General features: G+C 36.0%; 18 protein-coding genes. 17 read left to right on the top strand and 1 reads right to left on the bottom strand.

Annotated features, from left to right (window positions below):
- Positions 1-30 precede the first annotated feature (30 nt).
- Both rpsA and fni read left to right on the top strand, forming a co-directional pair.
- A complete protein-coding gene (gene rpsA, locus GKP30_RS09880; protein ID WP_216829268.1) occupies positions 31-1,179 on the top strand; it encodes a 30S ribosomal protein S1 in 1,149 nt (382 codons plus the stop codon).
- A gap of 6 nt (positions 1,180-1,185) precedes the next feature.
- Complete coding sequence (fni, locus tag GKP30_RS09875) at positions 1,186-2,241, top strand: type 2 isopentenyl-diphosphate Delta-isomerase (protein WP_328703138.1); 1,056 nt, start codon at positions 1,186-1,188, stop codon at positions 2,239-2,241.
- A gap of 69 nt (positions 2,242-2,310) precedes the next feature.
- Here fni and GKP30_RS09870 read toward each other — a convergent pair whose 3' ends face one another.
- Positions 2,311-2,442 (bottom strand): YpzI family protein, encoded by a 132-nt coding sequence (locus GKP30_RS09870; RefSeq protein ID WP_216829267.1) that lies wholly within the window; start codon positions 2,440-2,442, stop codon positions 2,311-2,313.
- 123 nt (positions 2,443-2,565) lie between these two features.
- On the opposite strand from GKP30_RS09870, the gene GKP30_RS09865 reads away from it, so the two are divergent.
- The 15 genes from GKP30_RS09865 to GKP30_RS09795 all read left to right on the top strand — a co-directional run bounded on the left by GKP30_RS09865 (position 2,566) and on the right by GKP30_RS09795 (position 15,269).
- A complete protein-coding gene (locus GKP30_RS09865) occupies positions 2,566-3,186 on the top strand; it encodes a YphA family membrane protein (protein ID WP_216829266.1) in 621 nt (206 codons plus the stop codon).
- A 170-nt stretch (positions 3,187-3,356) separates the two neighbouring features.
- Complete coding sequence (gene der / locus GKP30_RS09860; protein WP_216829265.1) at positions 3,357-4,670, top strand: ribosome biogenesis GTPase Der; 1,314 nt, start codon at positions 3,357-3,359, stop codon at positions 4,668-4,670.
- A 149-nt stretch (positions 4,671-4,819) separates the two neighbouring features.
- Positions 4,820-5,428 (top strand): glycerol-3-phosphate 1-O-acyltransferase PlsY, encoded by a 609-nt coding sequence (gene plsY / locus GKP30_RS09855; RefSeq protein ID WP_216829264.1) that lies wholly within the window; start codon positions 4,820-4,822, stop codon positions 5,426-5,428.
- A gap of 190 nt (positions 5,429-5,618) precedes the next feature.
- The gene (locus GKP30_RS09850) at positions 5,619-6,656 is read left to right on the top strand and encodes an NAD(P)H-dependent glycerol-3-phosphate dehydrogenase (RefSeq protein ID WP_216829263.1); all 1,038 of its coding nucleotides are present in this window, start codon (positions 5,619-5,621) and stop codon (positions 6,654-6,656) included.
- 146 nt (positions 6,657-6,802) lie between these two features.
- Positions 6,803-7,057, top strand: a complete 255-nt coding sequence (locus GKP30_RS09845; protein WP_216829262.1) for a stage VI sporulation protein F — start codon at positions 6,803-6,805, stop codon at positions 7,055-7,057.
- Between the two features lie 211 nt (positions 7,058-7,268).
- A complete protein-coding gene (locus GKP30_RS09840; RefSeq protein ID WP_407928605.1) occupies positions 7,269-7,478 on the top strand; it encodes a DUF2768 domain-containing protein in 210 nt (69 codons plus the stop codon).
- A 19-nt stretch (positions 7,479-7,497) separates the two neighbouring features.
- Complete coding sequence (locus tag GKP30_RS09835) at positions 7,498-8,241, top strand: hypothetical protein (RefSeq protein ID WP_216829260.1); 744 nt, start codon at positions 7,498-7,500, stop codon at positions 8,239-8,241.
- A gap of 430 nt (positions 8,242-8,671) precedes the next feature.
- The gene (gene spoIVA, locus GKP30_RS09830; protein WP_216829259.1) at positions 8,672-10,150 is read left to right on the top strand and encodes a stage IV sporulation protein A; all 1,479 of its coding nucleotides are present in this window, start codon (positions 8,672-8,674) and stop codon (positions 10,148-10,150) included.
- A 179-nt stretch (positions 10,151-10,329) separates the two neighbouring features.
- A complete protein-coding gene (gene folE, locus GKP30_RS09825; protein WP_268884682.1) occupies positions 10,330-10,899 on the top strand; it encodes a GTP cyclohydrolase I FolE in 570 nt (189 codons plus the stop codon).
- A 97-nt stretch (positions 10,900-10,996) separates the two neighbouring features.
- Positions 10,997-11,215, top strand: coding sequence for a trp RNA-binding attenuation protein MtrB (gene mtrB, locus GKP30_RS09820; protein ID WP_216829257.1), 219 nt, complete (start codon positions 10,997-10,999; stop codon positions 11,213-11,215).
- A gap of 184 nt (positions 11,216-11,399) precedes the next feature.
- Positions 11,400-12,206 (top strand): heptaprenyl diphosphate synthase component 1, encoded by an 807-nt coding sequence (locus GKP30_RS09815; protein ID WP_216829256.1) that lies wholly within the window; start codon positions 11,400-11,402, stop codon positions 12,204-12,206.
- 3 nt (positions 12,207-12,209) lie between these two features.
- A complete protein-coding gene (locus tag GKP30_RS09810; RefSeq protein ID WP_216829255.1) occupies positions 12,210-12,911 on the top strand; it encodes a demethylmenaquinone methyltransferase in 702 nt (233 codons plus the stop codon).
- A gap of 68 nt (positions 12,912-12,979) precedes the next feature.
- Positions 12,980-13,813, top strand: coding sequence for a UbiA-like polyprenyltransferase (locus GKP30_RS09805; RefSeq protein ID WP_236035007.1), 834 nt, complete (start codon positions 12,980-12,982; stop codon positions 13,811-13,813).
- Positions 13,810-14,415, top strand: coding sequence for a UbiX family flavin prenyltransferase (locus GKP30_RS09800; RefSeq protein ID WP_216829253.1), 606 nt, complete (start codon positions 13,810-13,812; stop codon positions 14,413-14,415). Before GKP30_RS09805 ends, GKP30_RS09800 begins: the two co-directional genes overlap by 4 nt.
- Positions 14,412-15,269, top strand: a complete 858-nt coding sequence (locus GKP30_RS09795) for a menaquinone biosynthesis protein (protein WP_216829252.1) — start codon at positions 14,412-14,414, stop codon at positions 15,267-15,269. Before GKP30_RS09800 ends, GKP30_RS09795 begins: the two co-directional genes overlap by 4 nt.
- Positions 15,270-15,280: the final 11 nt, after the last annotated feature.

The following is a 15,280-nucleotide window of genomic DNA, read 5'->3' as shown; positions in this document are numbered from 1 at the left end:
AGCTGCGGACATTGAAGGAGGCATTCGTCAATGGCGGAAGAAATGAACAGTGAAATGACTATTAAAGCTTTTAATGTTGGTGACACTGTAACTGGAAAAGTTACAAAAGTAGAGGATAAACAAGCTTTTGTTGACGTTGGTTTCAAGGTCGATGGCATTATTCCAATTAGTGAATTGTCAAGCCTTCACGTCGAGAAAGTAAGTGACGTATTAAACGTTGGTGATGAAATTGAACTAAAAGTAAGTAAAGTACAAGATGATGAACTAGTTCTTTCAAAACGAGCTGTTCAAGCAGAGAAAGCATGGGTTGAGCTAAAAGAGAAATTCGACAGCAATGAAACAATTGAAGCTCAAGTTGCTGATGTCGTTAAAGGCGGACTTGTTGTTGATTTAGGTGTTAGAGGGTTTATTCCAGCTTCATTAGTCGAAAGACACTTTGTAGAAGATTTCTCTGAATACAAAGGACGTACTCTTCGCCTTAAAGTTGTTGAAATGGAGCCTGAAAATAACAAATTAATCTTATCACAACGAGCAGTTCTCGACGAGGAAGTAAATAATAAGAAGTTATCTGTTCTTAGCTCTTTAAATGAAGGTGACGTAGTTGAAGGAACTGTTCAGAGGTTAACAGATTTCGGTGCATTTGTTGATCTTGGCGGTGTAGATGGTCTAGTACATATCTCGCAGCTAGCTCATCACCGTGTTGATAAACCTTCAGACGTTGTTAAAGAAGGGGATCAAGTTAGAGTAAAAGTATTAGCAGTAGATGCTGAAAAAGAAAGAGTTTCTCTTTCGTTAAAAGATACTTTACCTGGTCCTTGGGAAACAGTTGCAAACGAAATTAAATCTGGTGATGTGGTTGAAGGGACAGTAAAACGTCTAGTTTCCTTCGGTGCTTTCGTAGAGGTTGCTCCAGGGGTAGAAGGACTTGTTCATATTTCGCAAATCGCAAATCGCCATATTGGAACACCACAAGAAGTATTAACTGAAGGCGATAAAGTAGAAGCGAAGGTTCTTGATATCAACCTTGCTGAAAAACGTATTTCGTTAAGTATTCGTGCTCTTCAAGAAGAAGATACGGTTGAGGAAGTTCCAGAGCAATATACAAAAAATGAAGAGGAAACTACGGGCTTCTCATTAGGAGATATGATTGGAGATCAATTAAAAAAGTATAAATCGTAGGTGATAATTTTGACACTTCGTTCAGTCAGGAAAAATGAACATATTGCCCATGCTATTGAAACTGGGCAGGAAAGAAATCATGGATACGATGATATTCAGTTTGTTCACCAAAGCTTGCCTAACAGTAACATCGAAAGTGTTGATATATCTACTACTATCGGCGAACTTGTATTGAGTTCGCCTATTTTTATCAATGCGATGACAGGTGGCGGAGGAGAACGTACCAAAGATGTAAATCAGCGCTTAGCTGAGGTAGCGAAAGATGCCAACATTGGAATGGCTGTCGGCTCTCAAATGGCAGCTATAAAAAATGAAGAGGAACGTGAGTCATATAGGATTGTCAGAAAAGTAAACCCTAAAGGAATTATTATTGGTAATTTAGGTAGCGAGGCATCTGTTGAACAGGCAAAAATTGCGGCAGATATGCTCGAAGCAAACGCAATGCAAATCCATCTTAATGTCGTTCAAGAGCTTGTTATGCCTGAAGGAGATAGAGATTTCATTGGTGCCATTGATAGAATAGAAAAAATAGTCGATTCATTGCCCATCCCTGTAATTGTAAAAGAAGTAGGCTATGGTATGAGTAAAGAGACAGCAAAAAAATTAGTCAAAGCTGGTGTATCGATTGTTGATGTGGGAGGGTTTGGTGGTACAAACTTTTCTAAGATTGAAAATAAGCGGCGTAAAAAGACATTACAATTTTTTGATGACTGGGGAATTAAAACCACCTCATCGATTGTTGAAGTTGTAAAAAGTGAACCAAAGTTGAAGGTCATTGCTTCTGGTGGTTTACAGAACGCACTTGATATCGTCAAATCCCTTGCACTTGGTGCTTCAGCAACTGGACTAGCAGGGTACTTCTTAAAAATACTTTTGAATAAAGGTGAAGAAAGTTTACTTGAAGAAATAACAAGTATCCATAGTGAAATCAAAATGTTAATGACTGCTCTTGGAACTAACAAAATTGGCGATTTAGTAAATGTACCTATAGTTATAAGTGGATCTACTTACCACTGGCTTCTTCAGAGGGGCTTCACACCTGAAGAATTTAGTCGAAGGTAGAAAGAGATGGAAAAGAGGCTTATGCCTCTTTTTTCTGCCTTATAAACTATAATTAAATGAGAAAAGCAGTTACTTTTGACGTCTTCGAGCTGCCTCTGGCCCTTCTAGTTTTGTTGCACCACCATATTTTAAGTCCTGATCTCTGTCTAGTTCAACTTTATCTGACTTCCTTAATTTCTTTTCTTGTCGGTCCTTACCCATAGTATTCCCTCCTTATCTTAATACTAAGAATCTTCAGTAGTGTCTCACACTTGTCAACTTTTATGCACAATTGATTAGTATTTTTAGAATTGTACATAATGTTAAAAGATAGGTGGTGATTAGATGGAAGGAATTTTGTTTATCTGGCTTATATGGATATGCTGGATTATATGTACTTTTTATTTTAAAAAATCAAAAAAAAGAACATGGTTTTCATTTTGGTTACTTGTAGTAATTATTCTATTTAATAAAACTTTTTCAACCGCTATGTATGAGATTTCATTAGGTTATTTAACCATTTCTATATTATGCTATTGGTTCATAGCGAAAAATAAGTCAATTATGATCATTTATATGCTATTTATTTCAACAATTCTAACGTTTCTATATGCTGGACTTCATTTGGTTGAGCTTTATGATCCTGTCATGTTTTTAATTGTAGATAAAATATGGGTTATTTCAATTATTGGAGCTATTATTACGTTAGTTTTAACAAAAGATCTACAGCAAAGGCTTGTTATCTCTCTATCAGGGCTTATTCAAGGTGAATTACTGTTTAAAAAATTTCTTTCAACCATATACGGTATACAAACAATTGGAGAAGCCTCGTTTTTTGATATTATTGCACTTTGTTTTGTATTCATTATTGGTTGGCACGTATTTGAGCAGTTTTGTGAGTTTATGGGACATTATGTAAGGAAACTACCTTCATCTAATGAGAAAGATATTCGTGTTTTTCGTTAATACTATTACAGTGAATGGTTGGTTAAAATTAAGATTGTCGAACAGTGAATAAATTTGTTAGAATAGATTAGTTGTGTTACCAAAATCATCCGCACGACTAATACTTACTTTTATTTGTAGGCTGTTGCTTATTTTTAAAGTGTAATTATAGAAAGAAAGGTAGTGAAAGTATGCCCAAACCAGTTGTTGCTATCGTCGGACGTCCAAATGTCGGAAAGTCAACGATCTTTAATCGAATAGTTGGGGAGAGAGTTGCCATTGTTGAGGATATGCCAGGTGTAACTCGAGATCGAATATATAGTTCAGGAGAATGGTTACATAGGGATTTTAATTTAATTGATACAGGTGGTATTGAGCTAAGTGATGAACCACTATTAGTTCAAATGCGTGAGCAAGCAGAACTAGCCATTAAAGAAGCGGATGTAATCATCTTTATTGTGAATGGTAGAGAAGGAATTACGGGTGCCGATGAAGAAGTAGTGAAAATGTTATTTAAATCAAAAAAGCCTGTAGTTCTTGGAGTCAATAAAATTGATAATCCAGAACAGAGAGAAAAAATATATGAGTTTTATTCTCTTGGGCTTGGAGAACCTATTCCTATTTCTGGTTCGCACGGTCTTGGTTTAGGTGACCTACTCGATGAGGTAATTAAACACTTTCCAGAAGAACAGGAAGACCCATATGATGAGGATACAATTCGTATCTCATTAATCGGACGTCCGAATGTTGGGAAGTCGTCATTAGTTAATGCTTTACTCGGGGAAGAACGAGTTATTGTAAGTAATATTCCAGGTACAACAAGAGATGCCATTGATACACCATTTGAACGAGATGGACAAGAGTATGTATTGATTGATACCGCTGGAATGAGAAAACGTGGGAAGGTTTATGAGACAACTGAAAAGTATAGTGTGCTTAGATCTCTAAAGGCAATCGAACGTTCTGATGTTGTCTTAGTTGTTATTAATGCAGAAGAAGGCATTATAGAACAAGATAAAAAAATTGCAGGGTATGCACATGAAGCGGGACGAGCTGTAATTATTGTTGTTAATAAATGGGATGCAATTGCTAAAGATGATAAGACGATGCAAAATTTTGAACAAAAAATCCGTGATCATTTTCTATTTTTAAGTTACGCACCGATTTTATTTACTTCAGCTAAGTTAAAACAGAGATTACAACACATATTACCTACTGTACAAAAAGTCTCTGAAAACCATAATCTTCGTGTGTCTACTAGCGTGTTAAATGATATGGTAATGGATGCAGTTGCAATGAACCCAACACCTACAGACAAAGGTAAGAGACTTAAGATTAACTATACTACGCAAGTTGCTGTTGGACCACCTACATTTGTTTTCTTCGTTAATGAACCAGAGCTAATGCATTTTTCTTATCAACGCTTTCTGGAAAATCGTTTACGACAAACATTTGAGTTCGAAGGAACGCCAATAAAAATCTTTGCTCGTAAAAAAAGTGAGTAGGTCTAAGCTAAATGCCGATTATGAAAACGACATAGGCAATTTTTAAGGGGATAAGTTGCTGAAACTGTTCGTTTGAAAATTTTACTAAATTGCGCCCATCATAATGTTGAAGTTGGGTACTCACTTTATAGTTAGTAGGGGAGAGTTCAATGGAAATTATAGTTGCAATTGTTATTTCTTATTTAATTGGTTCAATTAGTTTCAGTTATATTATAACGAAAAAAATTAAAAAAGTTGATATTAGACAACATGGGAGTGGGAACGCAGGAGCTACGAATACACTTCGAGTCCTTGGAGTAGGACCAGCGGTTACGGTATTATTATTAGATATGGCAAAAGGAATTTTTGCGGTTCTAGTTACTTTATGGATACTCGGTCCTGGTTGGGCACCTGCTCTGGCTGGTTTAGCAGCAATTCTTGGACATAACTGGCCGATCTATTATGGTTTCCGTGGTGGAAAAGGTGTAGCTACAACTATTGGTGTAATGGCTTCAATCGTTTTTATCCCGTCTTTAATTGGTGGGATAACTGCTATACTTACGATTGCTGTAACTAGATTTGTTTCATTAGGGTCATTGCTCTTTATGGTAGCAACTACGATTGCTACGTTCTTACTTGCTAATGTTTATGAATATCCTCTTGCTTATTTTTATCTAAGTTTAATCGTAACCATCTTATCTGTTTGGAGGCATCGACAAAATGTCGTTCGTCTTCTTCAAGGGAAAGAAAATAAGCTTGGAAAAAAAGCGACAACTTAACAATAAAGCAAACATTCATCATTAGGGAGAAGATCATTTTCTCCCTTTCGTTAATTCCACTATAAATAATCTAATAATAGGAAGATGCACTAGTCATTTACATAAATAGAGAAGTTATTAAGGAGGTGTAATTCTGGTGCTACAATTTGCGATATTTGATTTAAGCAGGTGGTATCCAGAATTTTAATATATGTCAAAAATAGCTGTCTTAGGTGCAGGTAGTTGGGGAACCGCTTTAGCAATGGTGTTGGCAGATAACAATCATGAAGTAAAGATCTGGGCAAGAAGAGAAGAACAAGTATCAGAAATCAATAATAAGCACACAAATGTTAAATATTTACCTGAAGTAGAATTACCGCATAATATTACAGCCTATACAGATATCGAATTAACCTTGAAGGATAGTGAAGCTGTACTACTTGTTGTTCCAACAAAATCGATGCGTACTGTGATGAAAGAACTAGGGCTCTATCTTAAGGACAAAGTTCCAATTATTCATGCAAGTAAAGGAATTGAACCCTCCTCATCAAAAAGAATTTCAGAATTAATTGAAGAAGAACTTCCTAAAGGTTTTTCTAACCCAATTGTTGTCTTATCAGGACCAAGTCATGCAGAGGAAGTAAGTAAGCGGCAGCCGACAACTGTAACCGTTTCGTCTCTTGATATGAATGCAGCAGAGCATGCTCAAGATTTATTTATGAATCAGTTTTTCCGAGTATATACGAACGCTGATTTAATTGGAGTTGAACTTGGAGGGGCATTAAAGAATATTATTGCTCTATGTGCAGGTTTAACCGATGGTTTAGGATTTGGTGATAACGCTAAAGCTGCACTGATGACAAGAGGGTTAGCTGAAATTACAAGGCTGGGTATTAAACTGGGTGCAAACCCTTTAACTTTTTCGGGGTTATCAGGCCTAGGGGATCTTATTGTAACCTGTACTAGTGTTCACAGTCGAAACTGGCGTGCAGGGAATATGCTAGGTAAAGGGAAGTCGATCGATGACGTACTTGATCAGATGGGTATGGTAGTTGAAGGGATCCGTACAACAGAAGCAGCATATCTACTCGCTAAAAAAGTTGAAGTTGATATGCCGATTACAAGTGCATTATATGAAGTATTATTTAATAATAAAAAACCAGACGACGCTGTTGAAGAATTAATGGGGCGTGTAAAAAAACATGAGGGTGAGGACTTATCAGGACTTCTTCCTACTTCAAGTAGTTAATAATTAAAAAGTTAAGACGGTGGTTCAAGATAGTTAATTATAGTGTATAGCCCCAGTTACCTCCTCTTATTTATGAGTAATCATGCACACGCGATATTGTGGTCGCATACGATATGATGACAATACTCATGAGGGAGGACTATACATTGTCTAATAACTTTTTCGATAACATTGAGAAGAAAACAAATGTCAAGCAAGAAGATATTTTTAAATTAGCACAATCTGTTAGTAATGCAAATTTAAAAGATGAACAGACTGTTCGTCAATTAGTTGCTCAAGTTGCAAAATTAGCAAATAAACCAGTTTCTAAAGAAAAAGAAGATCAAATCGTTAACGCAATCATTAACAATAACATGCCAATGGATTTCGGCGCTTTATCTAAAATGTTTGGTAAGAAATAGGTGGAGGAATGGGCTCCTGTATAAGACAAGAAAGCACCTATAGCATATAATGTAACGAACGGCTATCATGAAGGCTGTAACACGAGGGTGAAGGATTTAGTCAGGTTGGAGATAGGTGCCCCTATTCTCCAACTTTTTTCTTTTTGGACAAGACTTCAGTTCATTACAAAGTTTTGCTATGATATAATAGATTTTGTTATTAAGGAGGTTGATGATATTGTCACAAGCTATGATTAATATGTATATATCCTTTTTTGCAATGATTTTAATGTTTATTTCAGTTGGTACTGCAGTATTCAGCAAACTTAAATTAAAAGGTGTCTTTAAGGGAATTGTAATGACATTTTCTTTTATTTGTCTTGTAGTATCTGGACTTATCGTATTTTTAATTGTAATTGGAGGACCAACGGCAACACTATAAAGAAATAGGATTGATATACATGAAGAACATATTTAGATTTCTAATTTTAACAGTAGGACTACTTTTATTAACAGGGTGTCTTTATCCGAGTGAGCAGCGGGTAGAAAATCAAGTGCCTTATCCTGATCAGTTATTGTCAGTTCAACAGGCTGTCAATCAATTTAAGGAAGATACAGGGGTCTTGCCAATAAAAAATAGAGATGCCGATACACCAATCTATCAGAAGTACCCTGTAGACTTTAGACAACTAGTACCACGTTATTTACAAAACCCACCAGGAAACTCATTTGAAAGTGGTGGGATTTATCAATACGTATTAGTTAATGTTGAGCAAGAAGAGGTTGGAGTGAAACTCCTTGATTTATCTGTAATGCGAGAAATTCAAAGGTTACAAGGGCAGCTAAATCAATATATGCGCAAAAATGATTTAGCGCCTATTGACGAAATGATAGATACTGGGTTATTTACTTTACAATTTGAAAAACTTAATTACAGGGAAGCTCCAACAGTAAGAACACCTTACTTTGGAAATTATTTACCGCTATTAATTGATAATAGTGGTCAGATTTTAATTGATTATCGCATGGACCTTAATATGGCAATGCAAGAATTTGAACATTCCTATTCTTATGGTGATGATATTAGAGAAATTCTTGTTGAAAACTCGCCTTTTGTTCCTGCTTTTTCAATTCCTTACACAATTAATGAGCAAGGGGACCCTGATTATTTTATGGATTTAGTCTATGGAAGGGTTTCAAACTAAAAATAAAACTAAGTGCTAGGCTCTCTAAACTATTAGGTGCCTAGCACTTTTTATTTCTCTTCTTTGGGGTCTAACTCCAGCTGTCATTAGCTCTGTGTTGCTATTAGTCCATCAAGCGTGTCCAATCTGGAGTAAACAGACACTTTCGGGTTTTCTTATTTTTTCTCGCTAATTGGTTATAAAGTCTCCACATGGTCATATACATACAAGAGGAAGGCGCATTTGTATAGGTTTACTCAAAATGCACTCTTCGTAACGATAATAAATAATGGAGTTTGTCTACACCGTGCAACACATATCTATTATAAATTTTTATTCTTTTATTAAGGGTTGTCATATTTTTTGGACAGCGACATAAGTATGTAATGTCCAACAATTACGGTGCTAGAATGCAAACTTCTAAATTTATACATGATCGGGAGGGGATCACGTGGAAAAGATTGATATTTTCAAAGATATTGCTGAACGTACGGGTGGCGATATTTACCTAGGAGTGGTAGGGGCAGTTCGAACAGGTAAATCTACCTTTATAAAAAAGTTTATGGAACTTGTTGTAATCCCCAACATAGAAAATGAAGGTGACAAAGCAAGAGCGCAAGATGAGTTGCCACAAAGTGCTGCTGGGAAAACGATTATGACAACCGAACCAAAGTTCGTTCCGAATTCAGCGGTATCTATTCATGTTGATGAAGGGTTAGATGTAAATGTTCGTTTAGTAGATTGTGTAGGTTATGCTGTTCCAGGAGCGAAAGGATATGAGGATGAAAATGGTCCTCGAATGATTAATACGCCATGGTATGAAGAACCTATCCCATTTCAAGAAGCCGCAGAAATTGGTACGAGAAAAGTTATTCAAGAGCACTCAACTTTAGGTGTTGTTGTTACGACGGATGGATCTATCGGTGATATTCCTCGCCATGATTACCTTGAAGCTGAAGAGCGAGTTATTGAGGAATTAAAAGAAGTTGGAAAGCCGTTTATCGTTGTAATTAATAGTGTTAGACCACATCATCCTGATACAGATTTACTTCGTCAAGAAATCTATGAACGACATGACGTGCCTGTACTTGCGATGAGCATTGAAAGTATGACAGATAGTGATATTAACAATGTCTTAAGAGAAGTATTATTTGAATTCCCAGTTCATGAAGTAAATGTAAATCTACCGAGCTGGGTAATGGTATTAAAAGAAGAGCACTGGCTTCGTCAAAGTTACGAAGAAGCTGTAAGAAGTACAGTAAAAGACATTAAACGTCTTCGTGATGTTGACCGTGTTGTTGGACAATTTGGAGAATATGATTTCATTGATCAAGCTGGGCTTGCAGGAATAGAGATGGGGCAAGGTGTAGCTGAAATTGACCTTTATGCTCCAGATGACTTATATGACCAAATTCTAAAAGAAGTGGTCGGTGTAGAAATTCGTGGTAAAGATCATTTGCTTCAATTGATGCAAGATTTTGCCCATGCGAAGGCAGAGTATGATCAGGTTTCTGAAGCCTTAAGAATGGTAAAACAAACAGGTTACGGTATCGCTGCACCTGCAATTACCGATATGAGCTTAGATGAACCAGAAATTATTCGTCAGGGATCAAGATTTGGTGTCCGTTTAAAAGCAGTTGCTCCATCAATTCATATGATTAAAGTTGATGTGGAGTCAGAGTTTGCGCCGATTATTGGTACAGAAAAGCAAAGTGAAGAGCTTGTTCGTTATCTAATGCAAGACTTCGAGGATAACCCACTATCCATTTGGGAGTCTGACATTTTTGGAAGATCACTGAATTCGATCGTAAGAGAAGGTATTCAAGCAAAACTTTCATTGATGCCAGAAAATGCGCGTTACAAGCTAAAAGAAACACTCGAAAGAATTATCAACGAAGGATCTGGCGGATTAATTGCCATCATTCTCTAAAAATAAGAAAAAACATTAATAAATAATGGTGCCAGGCACCTTTAGCTCGCTAAAGGTGCCTGGCACCATTTTGTTGTAGTGGATACATTTTTTTTGCTTTTCAGGTAGTGCTTATGCTAAAATTTCTTCAGCTTACATAATACGATTTACTCATAGTGTTTTGAATGGAGGCATTTATATTGGATAATAAATTTGACTTAGAAAAAATTCAACAAGCAGTTACGATGATACTTGAAGCAATTGGTGAAGATCCAAGTCGCGAAGGCTTACAAGATACACCTAAACGAGTGGCAAAAATGTATGCTGAAGTGTTTAGTGGCTTAAACGAGAACCCTGCTGAACATTTTCAAACAGTATTTGGTGAAGACCACGAGGAGATCGTACTTGTTAAGGATATTCCATTTTTCTCAATGTGCGAACACCATTTAGTGCCTTTCTTTGGAAAAGCGCATGTTGGCTATATTCCACGAGGTGGAAAAGTAACGGGCTTAAGTAAGCTAGCTCGTGCGGTTGATGCTGTTGCAAGAAGACCTCAATTACAAGAAAGAATTACTTCAACGATTGCAGATTCGTTGGTTAGTGAGTTAGAACCTCATGGCGTAATTGTCGTGGTAGAAGCAGAGCATATGTGTATGACAATGCGTGGTGTTAGAAAACCGGGATCTAAAACCGTTACTTCCGCTGTAAGAGGAACGTTTGCTGAAGATGCATCAGCGCGTGCTGAAGTATTATCTTTTATTAAAGATTAAGTAGTACTTTGTGTCATTGACAAATAGGAAGGAATAAGGGATAGTTTATTTATATTAAAGCTCTTAAGAAATAAAAGACCTAGAAGGGGGCTTTTGAATGAGTTCGGCACAAGATTTTATTTTAATTAAAGCAAAGGAAGACGGAGTAAATGTAATCGGTTTAACGAGAGGCTCTGATACGCGCTTCCACCATCTAGAAAAACTTGATAAAGGTGAAGTCATGATTGCACAATTTACAGAGCACACCTCTGCAATTAAAGTACGAGGGAAGGCAGTTATTCAAACAAGTCATGGTGAAATGGATACAGAAGTTTAGAAAAGCAGGTTTACCTGCTTTCTTTTAGTATTTCATAAAAAAGGTACAGCTTCCATAAGGAAAACAAAGCGACTTTTTGTAAACGTGTTTATTGACGTTTTACAATTATGATATAATATAGTTCGACGTTAATGAATACAGAAAAATAACGAGAGCAACAAAAGATTAACGGGGGACTATACAAATGAATGAATTTAATGAAATTGTGAACGAATGTAAACAAAAATTTTTTTCGCTCACTGAACACACATTTTTACAAAAATATATACAAAAACCGATGATCGATGAAGACAAGCTTCGATTCTTATATGCGATGTTATCAGAGCATTTACCTGCGAAGGACATAAAAGATTTTGCATTAGCTTCCACATTAGTAGATGCAGCCCTAGACACACACGAAAAAGTCTCCCTCAATAAAATTAATTCAGACTATGTGAAAAAAAATCGTCAATTGACTGTACTAGCTGGTGATTATTTTAGCAGCTTGTATTATTATTTGCTGGCAAATGCGGGACAAATTTCCATGATCCGCTTATTTAGTTTATCCATTCAAGAGATCAATGAGCATAAAATGAATATCTACCAAGATGAAAACCTAACCTTTGAAGGAGTTCAGCGAGATATAAGCTCAATCGAATCTGCTATTCTTCAAAACATAGCAGAACATTTTAAATTATCTATATGGAAGCAATTAATCTCTGAATTTTTCTTTTTAAAAAGAATGATCTTTGAACGATCTCAATGGTTAGAGGGAAGAAAGTTACCAATCATACGAGCTCTCTTAAATGACCATAAAAACAGTACTCCAGATCGAAGAAACCTAACAAAAGATGAGGTATTAACACTTATTGATCGTAAAATTTATCAGTCTAAAGAACGGATTGAGAAGATTTCGGAGGACCCAATCCTTAAACATGATGTTATAATGAAACAAATGGAACGACTTTTCTCGCCATTAAACTACAGTGAAAAAGTTGCGGAAGAAGGGTAAATAATGACACAAACAAAAGAACAACGAGTACACCAAGTTTTTGAGTCGATTTATAAAAAGTACGATATGATGAATTCTGTTATAAGTTTTCAACGCCATAAAGCTTGGCGTAAAGATACAATGAAAAGAATTCAAGTAAAAGAAGGTAGTCATGCTCTAGATGTGTGCTGTGGAACAGCGGACTGGACGATGTCTATGGCAGAAGCTGTTGGACCTAAAGGAAAGGTTTACGGTTTAGATTTTAGCAAGAATATGCTAACAATTGGAGAGAAAAAAGTTAATGATGCAAAACTGTCACAAGTAGAACTTCTACATGGAAATGCGATGGAACTTCCATTCGAAGACAATCAATTTGATTATGTGACGATCGGGTTTGGCTTAAGAAATGTACCTGATTATATAACTGTTTTAAAAGAGATGAATCGTGTACTTAAGCCAGGTGGAAAAGTCGTTTGTTTAGAGACGTCTCAACCGACACTTATTGGATTTAAGCAATTATATCTATTTTATTTTAAATTTATCATGCCTATATTCGGTAAGATTTTTGCAAAAAGTTATGATGAATACTCATGGTTGCAAGAATCGACTTTGAATTTTCCAGGGAAAGAAAAACTGGCAGATATGTTCCGGCAAGCTGGTTTTAAAGATGTACAAGTTAAATCGTATTCAGGCGGGGTTTGCGCCATGCACTTAGGAATAAAATAGTAATCTTCAAAGAGAGAAGTAGAATTGGGGAAAATAAAGTGATTAGAAAAATAAAAATCATCTTGGAAATGATTAAATTCGAGCATACGGTATTTGCTTTGCCATTTGCATTTTTAGGTGCAGTTGTAGGCAGTATAATGGTGAACGGCTCTTGGCCGACACTTCACCAGTGGATATGGATCACATTAGCAATGGTTGGGGCAAGAAGTGCAGCTATGGCATTAAACAGGTTAATTGACGAAAAAATCGATAAACATAATCCAAGAACAGCTGACCGTGCGATTCCCGCAAATCTAATTTCAAAACTAGAGGTAATTGCGTTTACTGTTTTATCTTTCGCACTCTTAATTTATTCTTCTTATCAATTAAATTTATTAGCTGTTTATTTACTACCAATAGCTGTGTTTTTCTTGTTTATTTATTCATATACGAAGCGTTTCACATGGGCTTGTCATATCGTTTTAGGAATTACAATTGGTATCGCTCCTCTAGGAGGTTGGGTTGGTACGACTGGAACACTACCATGGGTTGCTGCATTTTTATTTCTAGCAGTAGTATTCTGGATTGCAGGTTTTGATGTTATTTACGCAACTCAAGATGCTGATTATGATAAGAAAGTTGGCTTATATTCAATCCCTAGTTATTTTGGTATAAAAAAAGCACTTCAAATTGCTAGAGGTCTACATGTTTTAAGCTTTATATCAATGTTAGCGATGTTTTTTGTAAGTCCATTAAGTTGGATTTATCTTGTAGGCGTCCTTATTGCAGGTGGCATTATGGTGTACGAGCATATGATTATATCAGAGGACGATTTATCTAAAGTAGGTGTGGCATTCTTTCCAATGAATGGAATAATTAGTATCGTCATGTTAGTATTTACTATAGGAGACTTACTATTATGAAAAAATTCGATGGAATTTATACGGTTGGTATTACTGGAGCAAGTGGTGCGATTTATGGCGTAAGGCTTGTACAAGAATTACTAAGGCAAAATTACAAAGTTCACTTAATAGTAACAGAAGCAGGGTGGCAAGTTTTTCGTGAAGAACTAGAACTAGATACTTCAGAACGAAATGAAGTAATAAAACAATTATTTAGAGAAAATGATGAGCAGTTTTTATATCATACCCTTCAAGATTTCACAGCCCCTATTGCTAGTGGTTCTTACCAAAATGATGGAATGATTGTTATACCATGTTCTATGGGAACAATGGCTGGAATTGCTCATGGTACGTCAAAAAACTTGTTAGAACGGACTTCTGATGTAATGTTGAAAGAAGGACGCCGACTAATCATCGTGCCAAGGGAAACGCCGTTAAATCAAATTCATTTAGAAAATATGTTGAAAATATCAAAAGTTGGCGGAAAAATTTTACCAGCAATGCCTGCTTTTTATCAGATGCCAAAATCAATGGATGACCTAATTAATTTCGTAGTTGGCAAGGCATTAGATAGCCTAGGTGTAGGCCACGAGCTTTTTACCCGTTGGGGGGATCAAAAGTGACATTAATCATTGGGGAAATTTCGTATACGAATATACTACCTATTTTCTATTATCTAGATCGTGAAAAATTAAACAATCTAGATTGTCGTTTCGTTCCACAAATTCCAGCAGAACTAAACCGTGGTATGGCTAACGGGGCAGTTGATGTAGGTGGGATATCATCATTTGCCTATGGAGAAAATTTTGATCGTTATACACTTTTACCGAATCTATCGGTGTCTGCTTATTCTAGCGTAGGGTCATTGTTCTTATTTTCAAAAGTACCGATTGAAGAATTGAACGAGAAGTCAATTGCTTTAACATCAAGTTCAGCAACAACTATACATTTACTTAAGATCATATTAGAACGTTTCTATGAGTTTTCTGTAGATTATGAAGTTATGAAGCCAAATTTTGAAACGATGCTTGAAAAACACGATGCGTGTCTCCTCATAGGAGATGATGCGATTAAAACCGTGTGGAATAAATCCGATCACTTTTATATGTATGATATCGGACAATTATGGTATGAACATACTGGTCTGCCTATGACTTACGCAGTATTTGCAGTAAGAAATGAAGTGCTCCAGACTGAGACGGAGAAGCTAGGGTTTTTATACGAACAATTTATCAATAGTAAAATGAAAAGCATTGATATTAAATATCGACCAATGATTAAAAGTATTCAAAATAACTTTGGTGGAACAAACCTGTTCTGGGAACAATATTTCCAAGGATTATCGTACGACTTAAATAATCAAATGCTAAAAGGATTAAATTATTATTATCAACTAGCTTATGAACTAGGATATTTAAAAAAGAAGGTACAAACTATTTCATTATGGAGTGCTTTTGACCATAGTCATTCCATGTAGTTTAGGGTGGA

The organism is Alkalihalobacterium elongatum (genome assembly GCF_019024285.1).
In the GTDB taxonomy this organism is placed as follows: Bacteria; Bacillota; Bacilli; order Bacillales; family Bacillaceae_F; genus Alkalihalobacterium; species Alkalihalobacterium elongatum.
This window is presented reverse-complemented; position numbering and strand designations above follow the sequence as displayed.

Bases quoted from the DNA above. Each gene is read 5' to 3' on its own strand.
- rpsA (WP_216829268.1), top strand. From the start codon at position 31: ATGGCGGAAGAAATGAACAGTGAAATGACTATTAAAGCTTTTAATGTT.
- GKP30_RS09850 (WP_216829263.1), top strand. From the start codon at position 5,619: ATGTCAAAAATAGCTGTCTTAGGTGCAGGTAGTTGGGGAACCGCTTTA.
- GKP30_RS09870 (WP_216829267.1), bottom strand. From the start codon at position 2,442: ATGGGTAAGGACCGACAAGAAAAGAAATTAAGGAAGTCAGATAAAGTT.
- GKP30_RS09835 (WP_216829260.1), top strand. From the start codon at position 7,498: ATGAAGAACATATTTAGATTTCTAATTTTAACAGTAGGACTACTTTTA.
- der (WP_216829265.1), top strand. From the start codon at position 3,357: ATGCCCAAACCAGTTGTTGCTATCGTCGGACGTCCAAATGTCGGAAAG.
- GKP30_RS09865 (WP_216829266.1), top strand. From the start codon at position 2,566: ATGGAAGGAATTTTGTTTATCTGGCTTATATGGATATGCTGGATTATA.
- GKP30_RS09810 (WP_216829255.1), top strand. From the start codon at position 12,210: ATGACACAAACAAAAGAACAACGAGTACACCAAGTTTTTGAGTCGATT.
- GKP30_RS09800 (WP_216829253.1), top strand. From the start codon at position 13,810: ATGAAAAAATTCGATGGAATTTATACGGTTGGTATTACTGGAGCAAGT.
- GKP30_RS09840 (WP_407928605.1), top strand. From the start codon at position 7,269: ATGATATTGTCACAAGCTATGATTAATATGTATATATCCTTTTTTGCA.
- GKP30_RS09805 (WP_236035007.1), top strand. From the start codon at position 12,980: ATGATTAAATTCGAGCATACGGTATTTGCTTTGCCATTTGCATTTTTA.
- plsY (WP_216829264.1), top strand. From the start codon at position 4,820: ATGGAAATTATAGTTGCAATTGTTATTTCTTATTTAATTGGTTCAATT.
- GKP30_RS09815 (WP_216829256.1), top strand. From the start codon at position 11,400: ATGAATGAATTTAATGAAATTGTGAACGAATGTAAACAAAAATTTTTT.
- mtrB (WP_216829257.1), top strand. From the start codon at position 10,997: ATGAGTTCGGCACAAGATTTTATTTTAATTAAAGCAAAGGAAGACGGA.